This window comes from Thiobacillus sp. (assembly GCF_030696885.1).
Taxonomy (GTDB): domain Bacteria; phylum Pseudomonadota; class Gammaproteobacteria; order Burkholderiales; family Thiobacillaceae; genus Thiobacillus.
Genome location: NZ_JAUYRI010000013.1, coordinates 1 through 24,618 on the forward strand (window position 1 = coordinate 1; position 24,618 = coordinate 24,618).

Genomic DNA, 24,618 nt, shown 5'->3' on the forward strand with positions numbered 1-24,618 from the left:
GCCGCTGATCACAACCAATTGCGCGGTACTCGGCATCCCGCTGCTCAACGTGAGCCTGCGGCACAACTTCCTCGAGTCGCTGCTGTTCGGCTTCGGCAGCGCGGTCGGCTTCACGCTCGCGCTGATCCTGTTCGCCGGCATCCGCGAAAGACTCGAAGCCGCAGACGTTCCAATCCACTTCCGCGGTACGGCGATCGCCATGATTACCGCGGGCCTGATGAGCCTCGCCTTCATGGGCTTCGCCGGACTGGACAAATACAAGTAACCATGCTTGAAGCGATTCTGGTCATGGCATTCGGTGCCGTCGTGCTCGGTGCCGCGCTCGGCTACGCCGCCGTGAGGTTCCGCGTCGAAGGCGATCCGCTGGTGGAGAAGATCGATGCAATATTGCCGCAGACCCAATGCGGCCAGTGCGGTTTCCCCGGTTGCAAACCCTACGCCCAGGCCATCGCCAAGGGCGAGGCGGAGATCAACCAGTGCCCGCCGGGCGGCGAAGAAGGCATCCACAAGCTCGCCGATCTGCTCGGCCGCGAGTTCAAGCCGCTTTCCGCGGAGCACGGTATCGAAAAGCCGAAGTCCGTTGCCTTCATCGACGAACAGACCTGCATTGGTTGCACGCTGTGCATCCAGGCCTGCCCGGTCGATGCAATCTCGGGCGCCGCCAAGCAGATGCACACCATAATTGCCGACGAATGCACCGGCTGCGAGCTGTGCCTGCCGCCCTGCCCGGTCGACTGCATCAGCATGGTGCCGATCGCCGAAGACCTGCCGCACTGGAAATGGAAGCATCCGGTCATCATGCTCAAAGAAGTGCCATGAGCCGAACTCTCCACACCTTCAAGGGCGGCGTGCATCCGCCCGAGCACAAGGCCGAATCGAATGCGCGCCCGGTTCACGCCGCACCCCTGCCCCGAAAACTGGTCATCCCGCTGCGCCAGCACATCGGCAATCCGGCCAAGCCGGTGGTCAGCGTGGGCGAACGCGTGCTGAAAGGCCAGCTGATCGGCGCGGCGGACGGCTACATTTCCGCCGCCGTCCATGCGTCGAGCTCGGGCACAATCACTGCCATCGGCCCGGCCCTCGTGCCGCACGCGTCGGGCCTGCCAGACGACTGCATCACGATCGAGACCGACGGCCTCGACGAATGGATCACCCGCACGCCGCTCGACTACCGCGCGCTGGATCCGTCCGAACTGCGGATGCGCTTGCGCGACCTGGGGCTGGCCGGTCTGGGCGGCGCGGCGTTTCCCAGCGCGGTCAAGCTCGATCCCGGTGCACGCCATGACTGCCCCACGCTGATACTCAACGGCGGCGAATGCGAACCGTGGATCACCTGCGACGACGTGCTGATGCGCCAGCATGCCGACGACATCCTGCAGGGCGTGGCGGTGATGCGACATCTGCTCGGCAGTACCGAGGTGATCGTCGGCATCGAGGACAACAAGCCCGAAGCGATCGCCGCAATGCAGGCTGCGGCCGCGAAAATGGACTTTGCGACGGAGGTCGTCGCCGTGCCGACGATCTATCCCGCTGGAGGTGCCAAGCAGATGGTGCAGACGCTCACCGGCAAGGAAGTCCCTTCCGGCAAGCTGTCCACCGACATCGGCATCCAGGTGTTCAACGTCGGCACCGCCTACGCGCTGGCGCGTGCGGTGCACCGTGGCGAACCGCTGATTTCGCGCCTGGTCACCGTCACCGGCCACGTGCTGCGCCCGCAGAACGTGGAAGCGCTGATCGGCACCCCGATGCAAGCCTTGATCGATGTCGCCGGCGACCGCGACGGCACCACCGGCGTCTTGATGGGCGGGCCGATGATGGGTGTGCCGATCACGAATACCGGCGTGCCGGTGATCAAGGCCACCAACTGCGTCCTGGTGAAATCCCGGGAACTGTTCCCGCCGCTGCCCAGGGCGCTGCCGTGCATCCGCTGCACCCGCTGCGCCGACGCCTGCCCGGCCGAACTGCAGCCGCAGGAGCTGTTCCGCTTTGCCAAGGCGGGCGACTTCGGACGCGCACAGGAATACCACCTGTTCGACTGCATCGAATGCGGCTGCTGCAGCTATGTCTGCCCCAGCCATATTCCGCTGGTCGATTTCTATCGCTACGCCAAGAGCGAAATCTGGGCGCGAGAAAAGGAAAAGCGCGCCTCGGACCTGGCGCGCGAACGCCACGATTTCCGCCAGTTCCGGCTCGAGCGTGAGAAAAAGGAAAAGGCCGAGAAGCTCGCCGCCAAGGCGAAGGTCAAGCGCGCCGAACTCGCTGCGGCGCCTGCAGCCGAGGGGGCTGCCGCCCCCAGCGATGCCGACGCCAAGAAGGCGCTGATCGCCGCCGCGCTGGCACGCGCGCAGGCAAAAAAGGCCGAAGTTGCGCCGAAAAACGTCGATCACCTTCCGCCCGAGGCCCAGCGCGAGATCGAGGAAATCGAGGCGCGCCGGGCTAAAATCCGCGAAATAGCGCACCAGCCGCTGGAAACCGACGACAAGAAATAATGCCGAGTCCTTTCATTCTCGATCGCACCAGCGTCACCCAGGTCATGGCCTGGGTGCTGGCCGCGCTGCTGCCCGGCATCGCGGTCTATGTGTGGCTGTTCGGGCCGGGCATCCTGATCACGCTGACGCTCGCCACCGCGACTGCGCTGGCGGCCGAAGCGGCGATGCTAAAGATGCGCGGCTATCCGGCCAAACCCTTCCTCACCGACCTGTCCGCCATCGTCACCGCCTGGCTGCTGGCGCTGTCGCTGCCCGCGCTGGCGCCCTGGTGGCTGATCGTCACCGGCACGCTGTTTGCGATCGTGGTGGCCAAGCACCTGTACGGCGGGCTGGGGCAGAATATTTTCAATCCGGCGATGGTCGGCTATGCGGTGCTGATCGTCTCCTTCCCGGTGCAGATGACACAGTGGCCAGGTCCGCTTTCGCTCACCGACGCGCCGCTCACGCTGGCGCAAAGCGCAAGCGTGATTTTTGGCGGCATACCGCAGGCCACGCTCGACGCGGTGACCATGGCCACCCCGCTGGACGCACTGCGCACCGGGCTGCTGCAGCAATACACCGTGGACGAGATCATGACGCAGCCGATCTTCGGCTATTACGGCGGCATCGGCTTCGAGTGGCTGGCCGGCGCCTTTCTACTCGGCGGTCTGCTGCTGTGGGCGCTGCGCATCATCAGCTGGCAGGTGCCGCTGGCCTTCCTCGCCGGCATCTGGCTGGCCGCCGGTTTCCTGCATTTTTTCGACGCCGGCCGTTTCGGCGCACCGTGGTTCCATCTGTTTTCGCCGGCGGTGATGCTGGGTGCTTTCTTCATCGCCACCGATCCCGTATCGGGTGCCACCACGCCGCGCGGCAAGCTGGTCTTCGGCTTCGGCGCGGGCCTGCTCACCATCATCATCCGCACCTGGGGCGGCTACCCGGACGGCGTCGCGTTCGCGATCCTGCTGATGAATCTGTCGGTGCCGCTGATCGACGCCTGGACCCAGCCGCGCATCTACGGCGAAGCCAGGCGCCGCGACAAGGAGCCGCCCGCATGATCCGGCAGGCCCGGGCCGCCGCCCGCAATGCCCTGCGCACCGGGGTGATCCTGTTCGTGTTTGCGCTGGTCGCCACCGCACTGCTGGTGTTCACGTTCTCCCGCACCGAGTCGACCATCGAGCGCAGCGAGCAGGCCGAGAAGCTGACCTTGCTGGGTCAGGTGCTGCCGCCTGCGCTCTACGACAACGACCTGCTCGCCAGCCAGCAGGGGGTGGCGCCGCACGAACTGCTGGGCACGCGCCAGCCTTCGGCCATGTGGATCGCCCGTCGCGGCGAAGCCATTACCGCGGTGGTGCTGGAGGCCATCGCGCCGGACGGCTACAGCGGCAACATTCATTTGCTGATCGGCATCGGCATCGATGGCACGGTAACCGGCGTGCGCGTCACCGCGCATCGCGAAACGCCCGGGCTGGGCGACTACATCGTCCGCAGCAAGAGCCTATGGATCGAGCAGTTTGCCGGCACCTCGCTGACCCGGCCCGAAGCCCGGCGCTGGAAAGTGGCCAAGGACGGCGGCCAGTTCGACGCCCGCGCCGGCGCCACCATCACCCCGCGCGCCGTGGTCAAGGCAGTGCACGGCGCGCTACACTACTTTGCCCGCAACCGCGCTGCGCTGCTGGCCGAGAAAGCCGCATCCGGAGAGGAAACCGCCCCATGACGCTGCAGGAATTCAATACGATTTTCCAGAACGGCCTGTCGAAACAGAACGCCGGGCTGGTGCAGCTGCTGGGCCTGTGCCCGCTGCTCGCGATCAGCACCACGCTGGTCAACGCGCTGTCACTGGGGCTGGCGACCATGCTGGTGATGGCTTCCGCCAGTGGCGCCGTGTCGAGTGTGCGGCATTTCGTTCCGCACGAAATCCGCATTCCGGTGTTCGTGCTGATCATCGCCGCACTGGTCACGGTGATCGACCTCTTGATGAACGCCTTTGTGCATCCGCTGTATCTGGTGCTGGGGATTTTCATTCCGCTGATCACCACCAACTGCATCGTGCTCGCGCGCGCCGATGCCTTCGCCTCCAAGAACCGTCCACTGCACAGCGTGGTCGATGCGATTGCGATGGGCCTCGGCCTGACGATGGTGCTGGTGGTGCTGGGCGGCATGCGCGAGCTCGCCGGCCAGGGCACGCTGCTGTCCGGCATCGACCTGGTGTTTGGCGAGGAATCCAAGCAGTTCGTGCTGCACGTGCTGCCCGATTACCAGGGCTTTCTGCTCGCCATCCTGCCGCCCGGCGCCTTTATCGCGCTGGGGCTGCTGATCGCCGCGCACAACTGGCAGAAGGCCCGCGCCGAACGCCGCCTTCATGCCGCCACGCCGATGCCGGCATGAAGCCGCCGCTGAAGCGGCGCGTGCCCAAGCCGCGCAATCCCTATGTGCCGCTGGTCATCGCCCGCAAGGCCGGTGCGCATGACAAGACGCCGGGGGCGAAACGCCAGGCCGAAAAACAGGCCTTGAAGAAACGCCTCGTCGAACAATGAACGCCGACAAGCGCCACAAAATCTTCAGCCGCCTGCGCGCCGCCAATCCGCATCCCACCACCGAGCTCGAATACACGACGCCGTTCGAGCTGCTGGTGGCGGTGGTGCTCTCCGCGCAATCCACCGACAAGGGCGTCAATCTCGCCACGCGCAGGCTGTTTCCGGTGGCCAATACGCCCGAGGCCATCTACGCGCTGGGCGAAGCAGGCCTGGCCGATTACATCCGCACCCTTGGTCTCTACACGAGCAAGGCGAAGCATCTGATTGCCGCCTGCCGCATGCTGATCGAGCTGCACGACAGCCAGGTGCCGGCCGACCGTGCCGCGCTCGAGGCGCTGCCGGGCGTGGGTCGCAAGACCGCCAACGTCATCCTCAACACCGCCTTCGGCCAGCCGACCATGGCGGTCGACACGCATATCTTCCGCGTGGCCAACCGCATTGGGCTGGCCCCCGGCAAGACCGTGCTGGAGGTGGAGAAGAAGCTGGTCAAGACCATCCCCGCCGAATTTCGCGTCGACGCCCATCACTGGCTGATCCTGCACGGACGCTACGTCTGCCAGGCGCGCAAGCCGAAATGCAGTGAGTGCATCATCGCCGACCTGTGCGAGTACAAGGGCAAGACCTGGCCCGCCGCTGATGAGGGAAAGAGGAAACGCGGCCCCCGAACCCTCCCCCAGGACGGGGGAGGGGGCAAACGCCGCGCTGCGCGCGCCCAAAACGATTAACGACTCATGTTCAACCCCAGCCGCGATCAGGTCCGCCAGTTTTTTTTCGACGTGTGGGCGAAATACCGTGCCGGCCAGCCGCTGGCAGGTGCGGAGCAGCCGGCGCTGGAAGCAGTGCTGGCGCATCCCGAGTACCACGCGCTGCTCGACCAGCCGGAGCGCCACCGGGAGCGCGATTACCTGCCGGAGTCCGGCGAGACCAACCCCTTCCTCCATCTTTCCATGCACCTGGCGATCGCCGAGCAGGTGTCGGTCGACCAGCCGCCCGGCATCCGCGCACGCTACCAGGCATTGCTCACGCGCTACGGCAACGCGATGGATGCCCAGCATGACGTCATGGACTGCCTCGGGGAAATGATCTGGCAGGCGCAACGCGACCAGTCCGCATATGACCCGGCGGCCTACCTGAACTGCCTCGATCGCAAAACCGGTCAGGCCTGAACTGACGAAATCCGCACTTCATTTTGTCGAAATCCTGTCGATAAACCCTTAGGACGCAGTGTTGCGCATTCCGCGCCCGTCCCGTGCTGTGCTTCCCTGTTTGTTGCAACGATTGGCCTGAGCTGGCCTTGGGTACGTTTGGCCCGGTTGCGCGGAAATCCGGGAAACAGGCAGCGAAAACAGCAGCGCATATGCTCCATCGAACGGGTTGATGAATGAAACAGCTTGAACAACTCAAACTCAGCGGCCAGCTGCCCACACCTCGCGGTGTCGCGCTGTCCATTCTGACGATTTCGCAGCGCGAAAACGCCACGCTGGGTGAGATTGCACGGGTAGTGCAGACCGATCCGGCCCTGTCCGGCCGGCTGATCAAGCTGGCCAACAGTGCTACGCATATTGCACGCCCGGTGGTCTCGGTCCAGGAAGCCGTCGTGCGCCAGGGCATGGCCACGGTGCGTCACCTGGCCCTGGGATTTTCGCTGGTGGACCAGTACCGCGACGGCGTCTGCCAGGCGTTCGACTACCAGGAATACTGGTCGCATTCGCTGCTGATGGCGCTCGGCATGCAGGCGCTCGGCATGCGGGTGCACGTGGCCGCGGTGGACGAGTTGTTCATCTGCGGCCTGCTCGCTCAGGTCGGCAAGCTCGCGCTGGCGACGGTTTATCCCGAGGAATACAGCGCAGCCCTGACGGCGCAGAATACCCATCCCGCCCAGCCGGCCATCGAACACGAACACACGCACCTGGCAATCGACCACATTGAACTCGGCGTCGCGATGGTGGCCGACTGGGGCCTGCCCAAGGTGTTTACCGGGCCGCTCGCACACTACGAGGACGATGAGCCCCCGAGCTATCCGCATGACTCGCGCTCCAACAGCCTGCTGCTGATGCTGCGTCTGTCGCATCGCCTGGCCGATCTCGGCCTGGCCAATGCCGACGTGCGCCCCAAGCTTCTGAAAGACTGGATGAAGCTGGCGGTCGAACTCGACATCCAGCCGGATCAGGCCGGCGGCTTTATCGACGAGGTCATCACCCAATGGCGCGAATGGTCCGAGCTGTTGAAGATTCCGGCCACCGTGCTGCCGTCGTTTTCCGAAATCTGCCACGGCCATCACGAAGACGAGGACGCGGCGCCGGTGCATGCAGCGCCGCTTCGCATCGTGGTCGCCGACGGCAACGCCACCCATCGCCGCAACACCATGGCCCTGCTGACCGAGGACACCGCGCACACGGTCTACCCGGCAGAAAACGGTACGGCCGCGCTGGCGCTGGCGATGGAAGTGCTACCGCACGTCATTATCGCGCGCGTCGACCTGCCGCTGCTCGACGGCTACGAACTGTGCCAGGCGCTGCGCGCAACCGATGACGGCAGCCGCATGCACCTGCTGCTGACCGGACAGGAAAACGATGAAAGCCAGCTGACCCTGGCCTTTGATGCCGGCGCCGACGGCTATGTGCCACTCAACATCAGCGCAAAAAGCCTGCACACCCGCCTGCTCGCCGCACAACGGATGATCCAGCTGCAAACCGCGTGGGAAAAAGACCGCGCGCAACTGCGCCAGATCGCTGCCGAGCTCGCGGTGGTCAACCGGCGCTTGGCCACCGCAGCCCTGACCGACCAGCTGACCGGACTGCCCAACCGCCGTTCGGCGATGGACCAGCTCGAACAGGCCTGGAGCGCGGCATCGCGTTCAGGTATGCCGCTGTCGGTCATGGTGATCGACATCGACCACTTCAAGAAAATCAACGACACCTATGGTCACGCCGCCGGCGATACCGTGCTGCGCGAGGCCGCCGCCAACCTGCGTACGTCGGCACGCCGCGAGGACAGCGTCTGCCGCATCGGTGGCGAGGAATTCCTGGTGATCTGCCCCAACACCGACCTCAAGGCCGCGATGCTCTCGGCCGAGCGCCTGCGTACCAATCTCAGCGAAAAGAAGATCACCCTCGGTCAGGCCACCAAATCGCTCACGGTCAGCATCGGCGTGGCGACCCGCGAGCCCGGCACCGTCGACGTCGACGCGCTGGTCAGCAGCGCCGACCAGGCGCTGTATGCCGCCAAGGAATCCGGGCGCAACCAGGCCTATCCTGCCCAGCCGCGGCGCCAGACCCACTGACGCCCTTCCAAAAGAAAACGGGCGTGGCCACTGGCCACGCCCGTTTTCTTTGAACTTTGCTCAGCGCTCAATACTTCAGCGTCAGTCCCTTCTGCTTCGAGAAATACATCGCCAGGTCCAGCATGTCCGCATCGGACAGGGCTTTCACCTGCTCGGCCATCAGCGGATTGTTGCGCTTGCCCGACTTGTAGTCCTTGAGCGAGTGGTACAGGTAATCGCGATGCTGCCCGGCCAGCGTCGGGAAGGACGGCACGGCACTGACACCCTCCGCGCCATGGCAGGCCGCGCAGGAGGTCGATTTGGCCTTGCCGGCTTCATAATTGCCTTTGGCATGGACAGGCAGCGAAGCCGCCAGCGCGACGGCGGCGAGGATGAACAATGGTGTTTTCATGATGTTGTCCTCGATTAGTTGGCCGGGCCGCTGTAGGACGACGCGTAATACGCCGCGAGATCTTCCATGTCCTGCTCCGACAGGCTGCCGGCAATGCCCACCATGCTCGGGTGGCTGCGTTCGCCGCTCTTGTAGGCCTTGAGCGCGGCGACGAGATAGTCGGCATGCTGGCCGCCCAGCTTGGGTACGCTGTATACGCTGGGATAGGCGGTACGCCAGCCGGGAATGCCGTGGCAACCCGCACACATCGAAGTTTTGAGTTGTCCGGCCTTGGGGTCGCCCGCCGCCTGAACAGGCATGGCCAACGCCAACAGCACGGACGCGCACAGCGTCATCGTGGTCGTTTTCATCTTCCTCACTCTCTCTGGTTGAGTTGTCGTTAGACCCCGTCTGACGCAGGGCTTGCCTCGGATTATAAAGCGGTACCGCCTGTTTGATAAACGTCCGGAAGCTCAAAAATCCTTTTATACCAAGGGTTTATAGTATTATTCCCTAATATGCTTCTGGAGATAGCGTGATCGACCTCAAGGCCTGCCCGCTGTGGCTTTATCGCCTGCTACCCTTCCTGCGCTGGTGGCCCAATGTTACGCAGCAGACCTTCAAGGCCGACAGCCTCGCCGCGATCACCGGCGCGATGATCGTGCTGCCGCAGGCGGTGGCGTTTGCCACCATTGCCGGGCTGCCACCCGAATACGGCCTCTACGCGGCAATGGTGCCGGCCATCGTCGCGGCCTTGTGGGGATCGAGCTGGCATCTGGTCTCCGGGCCGACCACCGCAATATCGATCGTGGTCTTCGCCTCGATCAGCCCGCTGGCCGAACCCGGCAGCCCGCAGTTCATCGGCCTGGTGCTCACGCTCACGCTGCTGGCCGGCCTGATCCAGCTGGCAATGGGCCTGGCGCGACTGGGCACCCTGGTCAACTTCATCTCGCACACCGTCATCACCGGCTTCACCGCGGGCGCGGCCATTCTGATCGCCGCTAGCCAGATCAAGCATTTCTTCGGGATCGACATGCCGCGCGGTGCGCATTTCCACGAAGTGCTGATCCAGTTCGGCGCGCACATCCCCGACATTCAGCCCTGGGTGGCGACCGTGGGCGTGGTGACGCTGATCTCCGGCGTGCTCGCCCGCCGCTATCTGAAAAAGCTGCCCTACATGATCGTCGCGATGGTGGTGGGCAGCGTGGTGGCAACGCTCATCAACCTTCAATTCGGCGCCGAAGCGACCGGCATCCGCACCGTCGGCGCGCTGGCGGCCTCGTTCCCGCCGCTGTCGCTGCCGGATTTCTCGTTTGCCGCGATCCAGCAAACGCTATTCCCCGCCACCATCATCGCGATTCTGGCGCTCACCGAAGCAGTGGCGATCGCACGCTCGGTCGCTGCCAAATCCGACCAGCGCATCGACAGCAACCAGGAATTCGTCGGCCAGGGCCTGTCCAACATCGCCGGCAGCTTTTTCTCCGGCTATGCCGGCAGCGGCTCGTTCAACCGCAGCGGCGTGAACTTCGCGTCGGGCGCGAAAACACCGCTGGCTGCTGCGATGTCGGCAGTGTTCCTGCTCGCCATCGTGCTGCTGGTGGCGCCGCTCGCCGCCTATCTACCGGTCGCGTCGATGGCGGCGATCCTATTCATCGTGGCGTGGAGCCTGATCGACTTTCACTACATCCGCGAAATCCTCAAGCGCCACAAGCGCGAGCGCATCGTACTGATCCTCACCTTCGTCGGCACCCTGGTCGATCTGGAAAAAGGCATCTTCCTCGGCATCCTGGTATCACTGCTGTTTTATCTCTACCGCACCTCGCAGCCGTCGATCCGCGAACTGGTGCCATCCGCTGCCGGCCGCGAAAATCCGCGCCGAAAATTCGTGCCGCGCGACGACAACAACCCCGGCTGCCCCCAGCTCACGATGCTGCGTGTCGAAGGCTCGATCTTTTTTGGCGCGGTCGAGCATGTGCAGAAATTTTTCCGCCACGTCGACGAAGCCGACCCGCAGAAAAAGCACCTGCTGCTGTCCGCGCGCGCGATCGGCATGATCGATCTGGCCGGCGCTGAAATGCTGGCCAAGGAAGCCACGCGTCGGCGCCGGCTGGGTGGGGGCCTGTATCTGGTGGGGGTACAGCCGGACCTGTGCGAAATGTTGCGTCGCAGCGGCCAGGTCGATGTCGTCGGGGAGAATCAGATCTTCCGCCACAAGGGCGATGCGCTTCAGACAATCTATCCGCGGCTCGACAACGAAATCTGCCGCACCTGCACCGCGCGCGTATTCCATGAATGCAACGTGGCGCTGCCGGACGGCACACCGCGCGAAGTCGCCGACAGGCAGCTGATTCAATAAGCGGGCGTGGCCTGCGTGCGCCGCCAGGCCCACGGCGGCACCGGCGCAGCGTCGCGCCACAGCCCGCGTCGCGCATGCTGCGCCTCGTTCTGCAGCGCCGACAGCGCGTCGCCGGCAGCGCGCGGCCCTGTCCTGACGGGGTCCGGTCCGCGACGCGCTGAAGCGCGTGGCGAGCCATATGACCACGCATGACCGCGCCGAACCAGTTCCGCGTTCACCGCGAGCGTTCCCACGCTGAGCCGTCCCAGTTTGCGGCCGTAGTGGTCGGTGGCGACGATCTCCAGCGTTGCGCGCTGCTTCAACGCCATCTCCTTGAGCGCGCGGGTCGCCGCGTCGCCGTGCGGCTGCGCCGCTTCCGGCGCGTCGATGCCGGCCAGGCGCACCTTGAGAAAGGCGCGCGACGAAGATGCGTAGTGATCGGGTTTGAACAGCACGGTATCGCCGTCGATGACGACGATGACGACGCCCTGCAGCGTGTCCGCCCAGGCTGCGCTGGCGAACAGCAGCCAGGCTGCCAGAAGGCATCTCACCCGGCGAGCATCTCCGCAGCGTGCTGCCGCGTGGTGGCGGTGATTTTCATGCCGCCCAGCATGCGGGCGATTTCCTCCACCCGCGCGTCGGCGTCGAGCCGCTCGATGTTGGACGAGACGAAGCCGCCGTTCGCCTGCTTGCTGACCTGCAGATGCTGCGTGCCGCGCGCAGCCACCTGTGGCAGGTGGGTGATCACCAGCACCTGCCGGGTTTCGCCCAGCTTCGCCAGGCGCCGCCCCACCGCTTCGGCGACGCTGCCGCCGATGCCGACATCGACCTCGTCAAAGATCAGCGTCGGCACGCCGGCCATGCCCGACAGTGCAGTCTGGATCGCCAGGCTGATGCGCGACAGCTCCCCGCCCGAGGCCACCTTGCCGAGCGGACCCGGCGGCAGGCCGGGATGGCTGGCGACCAAAAAACCCACGTCTTCCAGACCGTACGCACGCGGCTCGTGGGTGGGCTGTAACACGATATCGAGGTGGCCGCCGGCCAGTGCCAGTTCGTGCATCGCCGTCGTCACCTGCTTCGACAACGCAGTCGCCGCCTTGCGGCGCTGCGCACCGAGCTTTTTCGCATCAGTTTGATAGCGCGCCCAGGCGGCCGCTTCGTTTGCCTGCAGCGCATCGAGATCGTCGCTGGCGGCAAGCTCGGCGAGCCGCGCCTCGAACAGCGCCAGCAAGCCGCCCAGCGCGTCCGGCTGCACGCGGTGCTTGCGCGCCAGCCGGTGCATGTCGGCCAGCAGACGGTCAAGTTCGGCGAGCCGCTCGGGGTCGAGACTGAGATGCCCGGCATAGCGGCGCAGCGCGTGTACCGCTTCGGCCACATCGGCGCTGGCCGCATCCAGCAGCGCGGCAACCTCGCCCAGGCTGTCGTCCACCGCCTGCATGGCGGCCAGCCGCGCGCTCATCTCGCCGAGCTGACCCGATACCGCACTCTCGTCTTCATCCAGGCCCAGGATCAGGGCCTGGCTGCCTTCGAGCAGCGTGGTGACGTGCGCCAGTCGCGCATGCTCGGTCTGGATTTCTTCCCAGCGCGCGAGGTCGTCGCCCAGCGCACGCAATTCCTCGACCGCCAGCGTCAGGCCCTCGCGTTCGATCTGCCGCGCCTGGCTGTGGCCCTCGGCATCGAGGCGGCGCTGCCGCGCGGCCTGCCAGGCGTGCCAGCCGGCGCTGACGGCAATGGCCTGGGACTGCGCGCCGGCGTAGGCGTCGAGCACCTCGCGCTGGGCCTGTGGGCGCAGCAGCGCGTGGTGTGCATGCTGGCCATGGATGTCGAGCAGGAATTCGGCGGCGTCCTTCAATTGCGCCAGCGGTGCGGGGCTGCCGTTGACGAAGGCACGCGAGCGGCCACCAGCGTCGATCACGCGGCGCAGGATCAGCGTGCCGTCGTCTGCGGTGAAACCGGCTTCGTCGAGCCAGGCCGCCAGTGCAGGCAGTTTATCGATGACGAATTCGGCGGCAATTTCGGCACGCGGCGCGCCGGGCCGCACCACACCGCCTTCGGCGCGGTCGCCCAGCGCCAGCGCCAGCGCGTCGATCAGGATGGATTTGCCGGCGCCGGTCTCGCCAGTGAGCACGGTCAGCCCCGGCGCGAAATCGAGCTCGACCGATTCGACCAGCAGGTAATTGCGGATGGAGAGATGAGTGAGCATGCGCGGTTAAGGCTTGTGAAGAAACCGTAGCGAGCGCAGCCAGGTCGGGGGCGGACGGAGCGCAGCAACCGGAATGTACTCAAAGTACATGAGGATTGCGAGCACCGCCCAACCCCGAGATGGCAAGCGCAGTAGGTTTATTCACAAGCCTAGAGTTTTTTGCCCCAGTGCAGCTTCTGCCGCAGGGTGTCGTAGTAACTGTAGGAATGCGGATGAAGCAGGGTGATCGGACGGCTGGCACGGGTGATCCACACATGGTCGCCGCTCATCAGATCGAAATGATGCTGGCCGTCGAAGTGGACGCGCGCATCGTCGGCATAGGTCAGGTGCAGTTCGATGCGCGAATGGCTGCTGACCACGATAGGCCGCGCCGACAGCGTGTGTGGGCAGATCGGCACCAGCGCGACGGCTTCCAGCGTAGGGTGGACGATGGGCCCGCCCGCCGACAGCGCATACGCCGTGGTACCGGTGGGGCTGGTGACCACCAGGCCGTCGGCGCGCTGGCTGTAAACGAACTCGCTGTTGATGGAGATTTCCAGATCGATCACGCGGCCCGAGCCGCCCTTGCCCAACACCACGTCGTTGAACGCCGTAGCTTCGAACACGCGTTCGCCCGCTCGACGAACCTGGCCGTTCAGCAGGATGCGTTCTTCCGCCACGTACTGTCCGCTGAGAATTTCGGCGACGGCGTCGAACATGCTGTCGACCGTGACGTCGGTGAGAAACCCCAGCCGCCCCTGGTTGATGCCGATCAGCGGAACGCCCTGCGGCGCCAGTTCACGCGCGATCGACAGCATGGTGCCGTCGCCGCCGAGCACCACGACGACATCGCTTTCGGCTGCCAAGTCGTGCAGGTTGCGCTTGGTGAAATCCTCGATGCCGAAATGTTCCGCCGTCTGGCTGGCCAGCAGCACGGCATGGCCGCGCGCACGCAGAAAGTCTGCCAGCGCGCGCACGGACGCCTGCATGCCCTGATTATCGTATTTGCCGACGAGACCGACGGTGTGGAAAGGTGTTTGCATGAAGGGCGATTATATAGGGGTGCCCGGTGTGAGGGGCTAGGATCTAGGGACTAGGGACTCGTTCGCGGCCTCCGGCCGCTCGTTCCCTAACGCCTAACTCCCAGTTCCTAGCTCCCAGCCCCTTATAATGTCCCCATGCTCAACGACCGCGCCCGCATCCTGCTGAAAACCCTGGTGGAACGCTATATCAGCGAGGGCGAACCCGTGGGCTCACGCACGCTGTCGAAGCACTCGGGGCTGGATTTGTCGCCGGCGAGCATCCGCAACATCATGGCCGACCTCGAGGATATGGGCTTCGTCACCAGTCCGCACACCTCGGCCGGTCGGGTGCCGACGCCGCGCGGCTATCGCTTTTTCGTCGACAGCCTGCTGACAGTGCGTCCGCTCGACCAGGTTTCGGTCAACCAGCTCGAAAGCAGCCTGACGCCATCCGATCCGCAGCGGCTGATCGCATCGGCCTCGACGCTGCTGTCCGAGCTCAGCCAGTTTGCCGGCCTGGTGATGACGCCGCGCCGCAACCCGGCCTTCCGCCAGATCGAATTCATGAGCCTGTCGGACAAGCGCATCCTGCTGATCATCGTCACCATGGAAGGCGAGGTCGAAAACCGCGTCATTCTCACCGACAAGCCCTACAGTGCCTCGGCGCTGACCGAGGCGGCCAATTTCTTCAACCAGAATTTCGCCGGCCACCGCTTCGACCAGGTGCGCGTCAAGTTGCGGGACGAACTCGGGCGCATGCGCGACGACATCACCCGGCTGATGGCGGCGGCCGTCGACGCCGGCAGCCAGGCGCTCGACCCCAGCCAGGAACACATGGTGGTGTCCGGCAGCCGCCGTCTGCTCGATGTGGAAGAACTCTCCAGTAACATGGGCAGCCTGCGCCGCTTGTTCGATGCCTTCGAGCAGAAAACCGGCCTCCTGCAACTGCTCGACCAGTCGCGCAGCGCGGCCGGCGTGCAGATTTTCATCGGCGGCGAATCCGACCTGCTGCCGTTCGACGAATGCAGCCTGGTCAGCGCGCCCTATTCCGTAGATGGCCAGGTGGTCGGCACGCTCGGCGTGGTTGGCCCCACCCGCATGGCCTACGAACGCGTGGTGCCGATCGTCGATCTCACCGCCAAAATTCTTTCCAGCGCGCTGTCGCACCACTGATGCGTTATTTAAAAGAGCCGGACTACACGCACGGCCAGCAAGCCAAAACTGGCGTCCTGCTGGTCAACCTCGGCACCCCCGAGGCGCCCACTGCGGGGGCACTGCGCACCTATCTCAAAGAGTTTCTGTCCGACCCGCGCGTGGTGGAAATTCCGCGCGCCGTCTGGTGGCTGATCCTCAACGGCATCATTCTCAACACGCGGCCAAAGAAATCGGCCGCGAAATACGCTGCGATCTGGACCCCCGACGGCTCGCCGCTGAAGGTGCACACCGAAAAACAGGCCAAGCTGCTGAAAGGCTGGCTGGGCGAAAAAATCGCCAGCCCAGTGATGGTCGAATACGCGATGCGCTACGGCAACCCGTCGGTGGCCGACACGCTGGCGAGAATGAAGGCGGCCGGCTGCGAGCGCATCCTGATCTTGCCGTCCTATCCGCAATACGCCGCGTCCAGCACCGCGACCGCATTCGACGCCGCCTACGCCTGGCTGGCGAAAACCCGCAACCAGCCGGCGCTGCGCACGGTGAAGCACTATCACGATCATCCGGCCTACATCCACGCGCTGGCCGCCAACATCCGCGACTACTGGCAGATGCATGGCCGCCCCGACGTGCTGCTGATGAGCTTTCACGGCGTGCCGCGCTACACGCTGGAGAAGGGCGACCCCTACCACTGCGAATGCCAGAAAACCGGTCGCCTGCTGGCGGAAGCGCTCGGACTGGAGCCCGGCCAGTTCCGCCTCACCTTCCAGTCGCGCTTCGGCCGCGCCGAGTGGCTGCAGCCCTATACCGACAAGACACTGGAAACACTCGGCCACGAGGGCGCCGGGCGCGTCGACGTGGTCGCGCCGGGCTTCACGGCCGATTGCCTGGAAACGCTGGAAGAACTGGCGATGGAAGGCCGTGCGAGTTTTCTCGCGGCTGGCGGCAAGGCATTCCACTACATCCCCGCGCTCAACGAAAAAGCCCAATGGATCGATGCGCTCGGCCACATCGCGCTCGAAAACCTGGGCGGCTGGGTCAGCGCAAGCTGGGACCGCGACGCCGATGAACAGGCACGACAGACCAGCAAGCATCTGGCACAGAACCAGGGCGCAGCACGCTAGTCTTTCCCGGTACACCTTTGCACCGCCCCGACAGCGCCGGCCATCAACAAAACCTTTTCGTATATAAGGTTTTATAAGTTGACTGACACGCTCCGACCCCCGAAGATGGTTTTTACGGACTAGTTCTTCTGGTCTAGTCCTAACATGAGGTGACAGCACGACCGTGTGTTGTTGCCATTCTGACCGTTCTCCGGAGGACACCATGCCCAGAATAATCACACCCCTCGCATTGGCCGGCTTCGTTGGCCTCGCTCTGTCCGGCCTCGCCGGCGCTGCGGATATCCACACCAAATCGATCTCATCCACCTGCATGTCCTGCCACGGCCCCGGCGGCAAAAGCCTCGGCGCAATCCCCAGCCTGACCGGCCTGGACAAGGCCTACTTCGTCAAAGCCATGAAGGATTTCAAATCGGGCGCACGCCCGTCGACCATCATGAAGCGACACGCATCCGGTTACACCGACGCCGAGTTCGAGGCCATGGGCGCGTACTTCGCCGGCCTGAAAAAATAATCCATCCAAGGAGACCGATACCATGACCCTGAATCGTCGCGACTTCCTGAAAATTTCCGGCGCGGGTGCAGCGATCACGCTCACCGGCTGTGCCACCACCTCGTCTGCTTCCGGCCCCCGCGCCCACGTTGTCGTGGTCGGTGCCGGTTTTGGCGGCGCCACCTGCGCCAAATACCTGCGCACCTGGGGCCCCAATGTCGACGTTACCCTGATCGAGCCGAACGACACGTTCATCTCCTGCCCGATTTCCAATTGGGTGATCGGCGGCCTGCGCAACATGAACGACATCACCCACCGCTATGACAAGCTGTCGAAGCATGGCATCAAGATGGTCAAGGACAGCGTCGTCGCCATCGACCCCGGCAAGCGCACCGTCACCACACGCGGTGGATCGACCATCGGCTACGACCGCCTGGTGCTGGCCCCCGGTATCGATGTGATGACCGACAGCATCAAGGGCTACCAGGATGCCGAAGCCGCCGGCAAAGTCGTCCACGCCTGGAAAGCCGGTCCGCAGACCGCGCAGTTGCGCCAGCAGCTCGAGGCCATGCCCGACGGCGGCACCTTCGTCATGTCGGTTCCGGCCACGCCCTACCGATGCCCGCCTGGACCCTACGAGCGCATCTGCATGGTCGCCCACTACTTCAAGCAGGCAAAGCCGAAGTCCAAGATCATCGTGCTCGACAGCAACGCCGACATCGTGTCGAAGAAGCCGCTGTTCACCGATGCCTGGAACACCTTCTACCCCGGCATGATCGAATACCGTGGCAGCAACGCACCGGTGTCGGTGGACGGCGGCAAAATGATCGTCACAACCGACCTCGACGACGTCAAGGCCGACGTGATGAACGTGGTGCCGCGCCAGCGTGCGGGTAGCCTCACGGCCCTGGCCGGCGCGCGCAACGACAGCGGCGGCAACTGGTGCACGGTCAACCTCGCCACCTTCGAGTCGACCACGGTACCCAACGTCCATGTCATCGGCGATTCGGTGCTGTCCGGCCTGCCGAAATCCGGCCACATGGCGACCAACCAGGCCAAGGTGTGCGCCGCCGCCATCGTCGAACTGCTGGCCGGCCGCCAGCCCGACGCGATGCCCGTTATCGCCAACACCTGCTACTCCGCCACCTCCGGCAATACCTCCGGCTACGTCGCCAACGTATGGCGCTACGACGCCGCCAAGGGCTATGTCAACCAGCCGGAAAGCGGCGCCACGCCGAAGGGCGACGCCGCCAACTTCGTCTTCAATGAATCGTGGGCGAAGAACATCTGGGCCGACGTGCTCAGCTGATCAGGGTGTCGCTGCAAATAAAAACGGGGCCGCGGCCCCGTTTTTATTTTCCGGACCGAAACGATCCGGACCGCCCTTACGCCTTCCTCACAAACTCCGACTTCAAACCCATCTGGCCGATGCCCTCGATCTTGCAGTCGATGTCGTGATCGCCTTCGACGAGACGGATATTCTTGACCTTGGTGCCCACCTTGACGACCAGGGACGAGCCCTTGACCTTCAGGTCCTTGATCACCGTCACAGTATCTCCGTCCGCCAGCATATTACCGTTGGCATCGCGCACCACCTTCGCATCCTCCGTGGCCGCCGGCGCATCCTTGGACCACTCATGCGCACACTCCGGACACACGAGCACCGTGCCGTCTTCGTAGGCAAATTCAGAACCGCACTGGGGGCACTTCGGCAAACCGCTCATGCTGTCCTCCGTTGCGTGCTTGCGTTGCCGTCTTTCATATTCATTCGGGGGAATACATGTACAGCCGGATAACAATAGCCGGCGCAATCCGCTGGAATATCAAGAAAGCATGGAGCAACACGATATCCTCTTATCACCTCTCGTACACCACAAAATCAAACCTCAGCGCATCGCCCTTTTCGCCCGTGTGCGATTCGCGCGAGACTTCCCTGAACAGACCCTTGTCGTAGTCGGGAAACCAGGCGTCGCCCACCGTGTCGATGTCGACCTCGGTCAGGTACAGCCGATCGGCCAGCGGAATGGCCTGCGCATAGAGTTCGGCGCCGCCGATGAAGAAGGCTTCGTCGGCATCCTCGCACAGGGCGAGCGCGGCGAGGATCGAGTCGGCCACGAGGCAGCCTTCGGGCCGATAGTGTGCATTGCGGGTGATGACGATGTTGGTGCGACCGGGCAGCGGGCGGCCGAGCGACTCGAAGGTCTTGCGGCCCATCAGGATGGGGTGCTTGAGCGTCAGCGCCTTGAAGTGGGCGAGGTCTTCCGGAAGCCGCCAGGGCAAGCGGTTTTCAATGCCGATGACGCGGTTTTTCGCGAGCGCGGCGATCACACTGATCCTCGGCTTTTTCCCTTCACCCTCCACCCTTCCCCCTTCACCCATCGTCATACCGCCACCGGCGCCTTGATCGCGGGGTGCGGGTCGTAGCCTTCGAGCGTGAAATCCTCGAAGCGGAACGCGAAGATGTCTTTCACCTCAGGATTCAGCGTCATCGTCGGCGACAGGCGCGGCTCGCGGGAGAGTTGTTCGCGCGTCTGGTCGAGGTGATTCAGGTACAGGTGCGCGTCGCCCAGGGTGTGGACAAAGTCGCCGGGTTTCAGGCCCGTGACCTGCGCCATCATCAGCGTCAACAAAGCATACGAGGCGATATTGAACGGCACGCCGAGGAAGATGTCAGCGCTGCGCTGATACAGCTGGCAGCTCAGCTTGCCGTCTGCAACATAGAACTGGAAGAAGGCGTGGCACGGTGCCAACGCCATCTTGTCTAGATCTGCCACGTTCCACGCCGAGACGATGATGCGGCGCGAGTCTGGGTTGGTCTTCAGCGTTTTCACCGCTTCGGAAATCTGATCAATGGTGCCGCCGTCGGGTCGGGGCCAGGATCGCCACTGATGGCCGTAGACCGGGCCGAGGTTGCCGTTCTCATCCGCCCATTCGTCCCAGATCGAGACGCCGTTTTCCTTCAGGTACTTGATATTGGTGTCGCCCTGCAAGAACCACAGCAGCTCGTGAATGATCGAGCGCAAATGGCATTTCTTGGTGGTGACGAGCGGAAAGCCGTCAGCGAGGTTGTAGCGCATCTGCCAGCCGAACACCGACAGGGTGCCGGTGCCAGTGCGGTCGTCTTTTCGGGTACCGTGCTCAAGCACGTGGCGCATCAGGTCGAGGTAGGGTTTCATCGTAAGAATCGTCAGGGTTTTGCGGGGGCGGCCTGGACCGCCTGCGTATCGTTCGCTGCCACGGGATCGGTCAGCGCACCGTCGAAGAAACCGGCAAACCGGGTTGCGGGCGCGTGGCCGTAGACATTCCAGAATGCGATCTCGAAGTCGGCATTGTCCTGCACCGCCAGCGCCAGCGCGCGGAAGCGCGCCGCGTCGTGCGCCTTGAGCCAGCCGACCAGCAGCATAGACTGGCGGTAGAACTCGTGGATGCTGAGCCCGGACGCGGCGGCGCGGTGGCGCTTGTCCGGCGTGTCGCGCGCGCCAAGTTTGACCTGGCGGCCGGCGCGGATGGCCGCATAGGCCTGGGCGTCGGTCGCGTATTCGGCACCGCCGCCCTCCGCAGTGAGCGAGGCCCAGCCTTCGTGGAACCACACCGGCAGCGTGCTGTGATAGTGGCCGATGCGCTGGCCCAGATGCAGGTGGGCCAGCTCATGGGCCAGCAGCGCGGGCAGGCGGTGCTTTTCGCGGCCGTCGAGATTGGGCGACAGGATCAGGCGATTATCGGGGATGACGGCGGCCGACAGTTTGGGCGTCAGCACATGGCGCTTGAAGCAGGCCTCGCTGCCGCACACATGCACGCGCGGCGGGCGGACAAAGGGCAGGTAGTGTGCCGCCTCGACTTTTGCGATGGCCGCCGGCAGCACCGCCGACACCCGCTCGCCGTAGACCTCGTAGCCCGGCTCGACCCACACCCGCGCATCGCCCGCCAGCGGGACAAAACTTTCCAGCGGCGTGAGCGCGCGCGGGTGGCTCACAGTCATGGCGCAGCCGGACAGCAGCAGGCAGGCTGCTGCCACGATCACGCCCGGCAGCGACCTGCTTGAAGAGAAATTCGGCCAGTCCATTTTCCGCAAAATTGTCTATTGTCTATAACTGACGTGGGCTTCATGCCCCCGCACGTTTACCTGCTTCACAATCCATCGCCCCCCAAGGAGGAATCTCGACATGGAGCATTCAGCCTTTCTGCCCACCCGGGCAGCACGCCTCTCATTATCCACCCTGCTCGGCGCCCTGGCATGGGCCGCGTTTCCGCTCGACAGCGATGCCCAGTCCGGCAAAGGCGCGCGCACCGCACCGATGGAGCTGACGCAGCCGGTGTCCGCCACGCCCTGGACACGCTATGGCGGCTGGCCCGCCACCGACTGGAAAGACTACAACACGCTGGCCGTGCTCACCTCACCCGCCCATGCCCCCCCGCCGAAACTCGATGGGCCGATCGCCGGCAACCCCGCGAACGGCGAGAAGCTCGCGTTCGACCGCGCACGCGGCGGCAGTTGCGTCGCCTGCCATATCATGGGCAAGACCACCCCCGCGCTGCCCGGCAACATCGGACCGGATCTATCCACGATCGGCACCTGGGGACGGACCGACCAGTGGCTGTTCGATTATGTGTACGACCCACGCAGCGTCAATCCCAATTCGATGATGCCGCCCTGGGGTGCCCACAAGCTGTTCAGCGTGCAGGAAATCCACGACATCGTGGCCTTCATGAAAACGCTCAAGACGCCCCACGTCTTCAGTAACGAACTGGAAAACCCCGCCACACGGCCCGTCCCGGTCGAAACCCGCGACAACCTCGACCCCTTCGTTAACGACGGCATGGCCGCGGTGGAGCGCGCCCGCGGAATCTATGCGCGCGCCGGCGCCAGCGGTAAATCCTGCGCGTCCTGTCATGCCGCGCCGGAAAAAAGCTTCAAGACCTGGGCCGCCACGATGCCGCGCTACGACGCGCGGCTGAAAAAGGTCATCGGCGTCGAGGAATTCATCACGCGCCACGCCCGCAGCACCACCGGCGACACCCTGCTGATGCAGAGCGCGGACAACATCGACCTGGCGATCTACCTGCGCCATCTCGCCAACGGCACCCCGATCAAGGTCGACACCACGTCGAAGGACGCAGCCGCAGCAATTCAGCGCGGCAACGATTTGATGGCACGGAAGATCGGCCAGCTCAATTTTGCTTGCATGGACTGCCACAGCCTGGGCGCCAACAAGTGGGTGCGCGGTCAGTGGCTGACCGGAACCAAAGGGCAGATTGCGCACTTCCCCACTTTCCGCACCAGTCGCAGCGAAATCTGGGATCTGCGCAAACGCTTCCAGTGGTGCAACGTCGCCATCCGCGCCAACGAACTGCCGCCTGACGCGGTGGAATACGGCGACATCGAACTCGCCCTGACCGCCCTCAATCAGGGGCAGAAAGTGAACGTGCCGGGCATCCGCCACTGAGCAGCCTGGCGACACGACGGCGCGCGCGGGTCAGGCCATCTCGTGAACCGCCCCAGAAACCAAGGTGGCGCGCCAGCGCATTAGGCACCATCGGTCTATGCAGGGGCCATCAACTGCCAGCGGCCGTCGATCAGGCCTTCCAGCGGCGGGTACTGCTGCTTGTAGGCCATCTTCGGGCTCTCGCCGATCCAGTAGCCGAGGTAGAGGTAGGGCAGGTCCAGTCGTTTTGCGAGCTCGATCTGCCACAGCACGCCGTAGACGCCGAGGCTGTCGCGGTCGCGCGCGGGATCGAAGAAAGTGTAGACGGCCGAGATGCCGTCATCGATCTGGTCGACCACCGCCACCATCACCAGGGTCTCACCGTCGCGGAATTCGACCATCACGGAATCGACGTTAGACGACAGCAGAAACTGGGTGTACTGGTCGGGGCCATCGCGGTCCATGCCGCCGCCGGCGTGGCGGCTGCCGAGGTAACTGCGATAGAGCTGGTAATGTTCTTCCTTGAAATCGAGCGGCAGAAAGCGCGCGCTCAGGTGCCGGTTGCGCTTGAGGCAGCGGCGCTGGGTGCGGTTGGGTACAAAGCGCGCAACCTCGACCCGCACCGGCACGCAGGCATGGCACTGCTCGCAGTGGGGGCGGTAGGTGAACTGGCCGCTGCGGCGGAAGCCGGCGCGGATCAGCGCACTGTAGGCATGCGCGTCGATCATGTGGGTGGGGGTGGCGACCTGCGAGCGCGCGCGTCGTCCCGGCAGGTAGCTGCAGTCGTAATGCGCGGTCAGGTAGAACTGGATGCGCTGAAAAGGCGGTTCGGTCGGATGCATTACGGGTCAAAGGTCCAGGGGCCGCTTCGATGCGGCAAGTTTACCAATTCCGTCAGCCGCGCCGTGAATGCCGTGCGCGGCATCGTGCGGGCGCCCATACTGGCCAGGTGCGGGGTTTCCATCTGGCAGTCGATCAGACCGAATTCCCAGCGCTGAAGTTGCTGCGCCAAGCGCACCAGCGCCACCTTGGAGGCGTCGGCTTCGCGACTGAACATCGATTCGCCGTAAAACATGCGGCCGATCGCCACGCCGTACAGGCCACCGACCAGCTGGCCGTCGCGCCAGGTTTCCACCGAATGCGCATAGCCCGCCTCGAACAGACGGCTGTAGGCCGCGACCATCGCCGGCGAAATCCAGGTGCCGCCGGCGTCTTCGCGCGGCGCAGCGCAGGCGCGCATCACGTCGGCGAAGGCGCTGTCGACGCGCAGCTCGAAGCCGCCATTGCGCAGGCGCCGGGCCAGCGAACGGGTGACGCGCACTTCGCCGGGTACCAGCACCATGCGCGGATCGGGGCACCACCACAGGATCGGTTCGCCGGGATTGAACCAGGGAAAGATGCCGTGACGGTAGGCGTCCAGCAGGCGCGCCACGGACAGATCGCCGCCCATGGCCAGCAGGCCGTTGGGGTCGGCCAGCGCGGTTTCGACCGGGGGAAAGAATGTGGTGTTTTGGAGACGTTCCGTCATGACTTCATGGTATCGGATTCAACAGGGCTTGCATCCGAACCTAGGCTGGTATTAAGATATTGATATCTTCAATATTACTTAAATGAGGTCGATCATGAAAAAAACCCTGCTTGCCCTGGCTTTGATTGCCGCCCTGCCCGCTTCTGCCTTCGCCGACAACTGGATGATGCGCGTGCGCGCCATCGACATCGCGCCGGACGTCAAGTCGTCCAGCCTGCCCGGTGTCGACGTATCGGACGAATGGGTACCGGAAATCGACTTCACCTATTTCGTCACGCCCAACATCGGCCTGGAACTGATCCTGGCGACCGCCCGTCATGAAGTGACGCTGAACGGCACGAGCCTCGGCAAGCTGAACCACCTGCCGCCGACGCTGCTGCTGCAGTACCACTTCAACCCCACGTCCAAGATCAAACCGTATGTTGGCGCCGGCCTGAACTACACCCGCTTCTATAATGTCGATTTGCCCGGCTTCAAGGTCGACAGCAACAGCGTCGGCGGCGCGTTGCAGGCGGGCGTGGACATCGCAATCACCAAGAATGGCTATATCAACCTCGACGTCAAGAAAATCTGGATCGACACCACGGTCAAAACGGACGCAGGCGTCAAGGTCACCGACCTCGACATCAATCCGGTCGTCTGGGGCATCGGCTACGGGTTCCGCTTCTGACAACACGCGTTTGTTGACGCCAGCGGCCGTTCCGACC

28 protein-coding genes are annotated in these 24,618 nt (G+C 64.3%); 17 read left to right on the plus strand and 11 right to left on the minus strand.

All coding sequences use genetic code 11. The features are described from left to right. The 10 genes from Q8R61_RS05780 to Q8R61_RS05825 form a co-directional block, all read left to right on the plus strand. On the plus strand, positions 1–265 hold a 265-nt coding region (locus tag Q8R61_RS05780; RefSeq protein WP_305535152.1), incomplete at its 5' end, for an electron transport complex protein RnfA. Between the two features lie 2 nt (positions 266–267). Then, complete coding sequence (gene rsxB / locus Q8R61_RS05785) at positions 268–819, plus strand: electron transport complex subunit RsxB (RefSeq protein ID WP_305535154.1); 552 nt, start codon at positions 268–270, stop codon at positions 817–819. After that, the gene (gene rsxC, locus Q8R61_RS05790) at positions 816–2,489 is read left to right on the plus strand and encodes an electron transport complex subunit RsxC (protein WP_305535156.1); all 1,674 of its coding nucleotides are present in this window, start codon (positions 816–818) and stop codon (positions 2,487–2,489) included. Before rsxB ends, rsxC begins: the two co-directional genes overlap by 4 nt. Further along, complete coding sequence (gene rsxD, locus Q8R61_RS05795; protein WP_305535158.1) at positions 2,489–3,523, plus strand: electron transport complex subunit RsxD; 1,035 nt, start codon at positions 2,489–2,491, stop codon at positions 3,521–3,523. The genes rsxC and rsxD overlap by 1 nt, the downstream gene beginning before the upstream one ends. Beyond that, positions 3,520–4,182 (plus strand): electron transport complex subunit RsxG, encoded by a 663-nt coding sequence (gene rsxG / locus Q8R61_RS05800; protein WP_305535160.1) that lies wholly within the window; start codon positions 3,520–3,522, stop codon positions 4,180–4,182. The genes rsxD and rsxG overlap by 4 nt, the downstream gene beginning before the upstream one ends. Then, positions 4,179–4,853 (plus strand): electron transport complex subunit E, encoded by a 675-nt coding sequence (locus tag Q8R61_RS05805; protein WP_305535162.1) that lies wholly within the window; start codon positions 4,179–4,181, stop codon positions 4,851–4,853. The genes rsxG and Q8R61_RS05805 overlap by 4 nt, the downstream gene beginning before the upstream one ends. Next, on the plus strand, positions 4,850–5,002 hold the full coding sequence (locus Q8R61_RS05810) for a hypothetical protein (RefSeq protein ID WP_305535164.1): 153 nt from the start codon (positions 4,850–4,852) through the stop codon (positions 5,000–5,002). The genes Q8R61_RS05805 and Q8R61_RS05810 overlap by 4 nt, the downstream gene beginning before the upstream one ends. After that, positions 4,999–5,727 (plus strand): endonuclease III, encoded by a 729-nt coding sequence (gene nth / locus Q8R61_RS05815; RefSeq protein ID WP_305535166.1) that lies wholly within the window; start codon positions 4,999–5,001, stop codon positions 5,725–5,727. Before Q8R61_RS05810 ends, nth begins: the two co-directional genes overlap by 4 nt. A gap of 6 nt (positions 5,728–5,733) precedes the next feature. Next, positions 5,734–6,168 (plus strand): DUF1841 family protein, encoded by a 435-nt coding sequence (locus tag Q8R61_RS05820; RefSeq protein ID WP_305535169.1) that lies wholly within the window; start codon positions 5,734–5,736, stop codon positions 6,166–6,168. 215 nt (positions 6,169–6,383) lie between these two features. After that, positions 6,384–8,285: a diguanylate cyclase gene (locus Q8R61_RS05825; protein ID WP_305535171.1), complete on the plus strand. Its 1,902-nt coding sequence runs from the start codon at positions 6,384–6,386 to the stop codon at positions 8,283–8,285. Between the two features lie 67 nt (positions 8,286–8,352). Here the strand turns inward: Q8R61_RS05825 and Q8R61_RS05830 are convergent, their stop codons facing one another. Together Q8R61_RS05830 and Q8R61_RS05835 are read right to left on the minus strand one after the other, a co-directional pair. Continuing rightward, positions 8,353–8,676, minus strand: a complete 324-nt coding sequence (locus tag Q8R61_RS05830) for a cytochrome c (protein WP_305535173.1) — start codon at positions 8,674–8,676, stop codon at positions 8,353–8,355. Between the two features lie 14 nt (positions 8,677–8,690). Beyond that, the gene (locus Q8R61_RS05835; RefSeq protein WP_305535175.1) at positions 8,691–9,026 is read right to left on the minus strand and encodes a cytochrome c; all 336 of its coding nucleotides are present in this window, start codon (positions 9,024–9,026) and stop codon (positions 8,691–8,693) included. Between the two features lie 164 nt (positions 9,027–9,190). On the opposite strand from Q8R61_RS05835, the gene Q8R61_RS05840 reads away from it, so the two are divergent. After that, a complete protein-coding gene (locus Q8R61_RS05840) occupies positions 9,191–11,011 on the plus strand; it encodes a SulP family inorganic anion transporter (protein WP_305535177.1) in 1,821 nt (606 codons plus the stop codon). On the opposite strand, the gene Q8R61_RS05845 is transcribed toward Q8R61_RS05840, so the two are convergent. From Q8R61_RS05845 to Q8R61_RS05855, 3 genes are all read right to left on the minus strand, one after another. Next, positions 11,005–11,541: a thermonuclease family protein gene (locus tag Q8R61_RS05845; RefSeq protein ID WP_305535179.1), complete on the minus strand. Its 537-nt coding sequence runs from the start codon at positions 11,539–11,541 to the stop codon at positions 11,005–11,007. The two genes, Q8R61_RS05840 and Q8R61_RS05845, sit on opposite strands and share 7 nt — an antisense overlap. Then, the gene (recN, locus tag Q8R61_RS05850) at positions 11,538–13,193 is read right to left on the minus strand and encodes a DNA repair protein RecN (protein WP_305535181.1); all 1,656 of its coding nucleotides are present in this window, start codon (positions 13,191–13,193) and stop codon (positions 11,538–11,540) included. The genes Q8R61_RS05845 and recN overlap by 4 nt, the downstream gene beginning before the upstream one ends. A 149-nt stretch (positions 13,194–13,342) precedes the next feature. Further along, the gene (locus Q8R61_RS05855; RefSeq protein WP_305535183.1) at positions 13,343–14,215 is read right to left on the minus strand and encodes an NAD kinase; all 873 of its coding nucleotides are present in this window, start codon (positions 14,213–14,215) and stop codon (positions 13,343–13,345) included. A 135-nt stretch (positions 14,216–14,350) separates the two neighbouring features. Between Q8R61_RS05855 and hrcA the strand changes: the two genes are divergently transcribed. The 4 genes from hrcA (at position 14,351) to Q8R61_RS05875 (ending at position 18,269) form a co-directional block, all read left to right on the plus strand. Beyond that, positions 14,351–15,367, plus strand: coding sequence for a heat-inducible transcriptional repressor HrcA (gene hrcA, locus Q8R61_RS05860; protein WP_305535185.1), 1,017 nt, complete (start codon positions 14,351–14,353; stop codon positions 15,365–15,367). Next, entirely contained in the window at positions 15,367–16,470 is a 1,104-nt protein-coding gene (gene hemH, locus Q8R61_RS05865) for a ferrochelatase (RefSeq protein WP_305535188.1), read from the plus strand. The genes hrcA and hemH overlap by 1 nt, the downstream gene beginning before the upstream one ends. A 202-nt stretch (positions 16,471–16,672) precedes the next feature. Further along, positions 16,673–16,981 (plus strand): c-type cytochrome, encoded by a 309-nt coding sequence (locus tag Q8R61_RS05870; protein ID WP_305535190.1) that lies wholly within the window; start codon positions 16,673–16,675, stop codon positions 16,979–16,981. A gap of 22 nt (positions 16,982–17,003) precedes the next feature. Then, on the plus strand, positions 17,004–18,269 hold the full coding sequence (locus Q8R61_RS05875) for an FAD-dependent oxidoreductase (protein ID WP_305535192.1): 1,266 nt from the start codon (positions 17,004–17,006) through the stop codon (positions 18,267–18,269). Between the two features lie 76 nt (positions 18,270–18,345). Here the strand turns inward: Q8R61_RS05875 and Q8R61_RS05880 are convergent, their stop codons facing one another. From Q8R61_RS05880 to Q8R61_RS05895, 4 genes are all read right to left on the minus strand, one after another. Continuing rightward, positions 18,346–18,684: a zinc ribbon domain-containing protein YjdM gene (locus tag Q8R61_RS05880; RefSeq protein ID WP_305535194.1), complete on the minus strand. Its 339-nt coding sequence runs from the start codon at positions 18,682–18,684 to the stop codon at positions 18,346–18,348. Between the two features lie 133 nt (positions 18,685–18,817). Continuing rightward, complete coding sequence (locus Q8R61_RS05885; RefSeq protein ID WP_305535671.1) at positions 18,818–19,339, minus strand: dihydrofolate reductase; 522 nt, start codon at positions 19,337–19,339, stop codon at positions 18,818–18,820. A gap of 2 nt (positions 19,340–19,341) precedes the next feature. After that, a complete protein-coding gene (locus Q8R61_RS05890) occupies positions 19,342–20,136 on the minus strand; it encodes a thymidylate synthase (protein ID WP_305535196.1) in 795 nt (264 codons plus the stop codon). A gap of 11 nt (positions 20,137–20,147) precedes the next feature. After that, positions 20,148–20,975, minus strand: a complete 828-nt coding sequence (locus Q8R61_RS05895; RefSeq protein ID WP_305535198.1) for a hypothetical protein — start codon at positions 20,973–20,975, stop codon at positions 20,148–20,150. A gap of 148 nt (positions 20,976–21,123) precedes the next feature. On the opposite strand from Q8R61_RS05895, the gene soxA reads away from it, so the two are divergent. Further along, positions 21,124–22,404 (plus strand): sulfur oxidation c-type cytochrome SoxA, encoded by a 1,281-nt coding sequence (gene soxA / locus Q8R61_RS05900; protein ID WP_305535200.1) that lies wholly within the window; start codon positions 21,124–21,126, stop codon positions 22,402–22,404. Between the two features lie 95 nt (positions 22,405–22,499). Here the strand turns inward: soxA and Q8R61_RS05905 are convergent, their stop codons facing one another. Together Q8R61_RS05905 and aat are read right to left on the minus strand one after the other, a co-directional pair. Further along, on the minus strand, positions 22,500–23,225 hold the full coding sequence (locus tag Q8R61_RS05905; RefSeq protein ID WP_305535202.1) for an arginyltransferase: 726 nt from the start codon (positions 23,223–23,225) through the stop codon (positions 22,500–22,502). Then, positions 23,225–23,911 carry a leucyl/phenylalanyl-tRNA--protein transferase gene (aat, locus tag Q8R61_RS05910; protein ID WP_305535204.1) on the minus strand — a complete coding sequence of 229 codons (687 nt, stop codon included), beginning with the start codon at positions 23,909–23,911 and terminating at the stop codon, positions 23,225–23,227. Before aat ends, Q8R61_RS05905 begins: the two co-directional genes overlap by 1 nt. A gap of 94 nt (positions 23,912–24,005) precedes the next feature. Between aat and Q8R61_RS05915 the strand changes: the two genes are divergently transcribed. Next, positions 24,006–24,581: an OmpW family protein gene (locus Q8R61_RS05915; RefSeq protein WP_305535206.1), complete on the plus strand. Its 576-nt coding sequence runs from the start codon at positions 24,006–24,008 to the stop codon at positions 24,579–24,581. Positions 24,582–24,618: the final 37 nt, after the last annotated feature.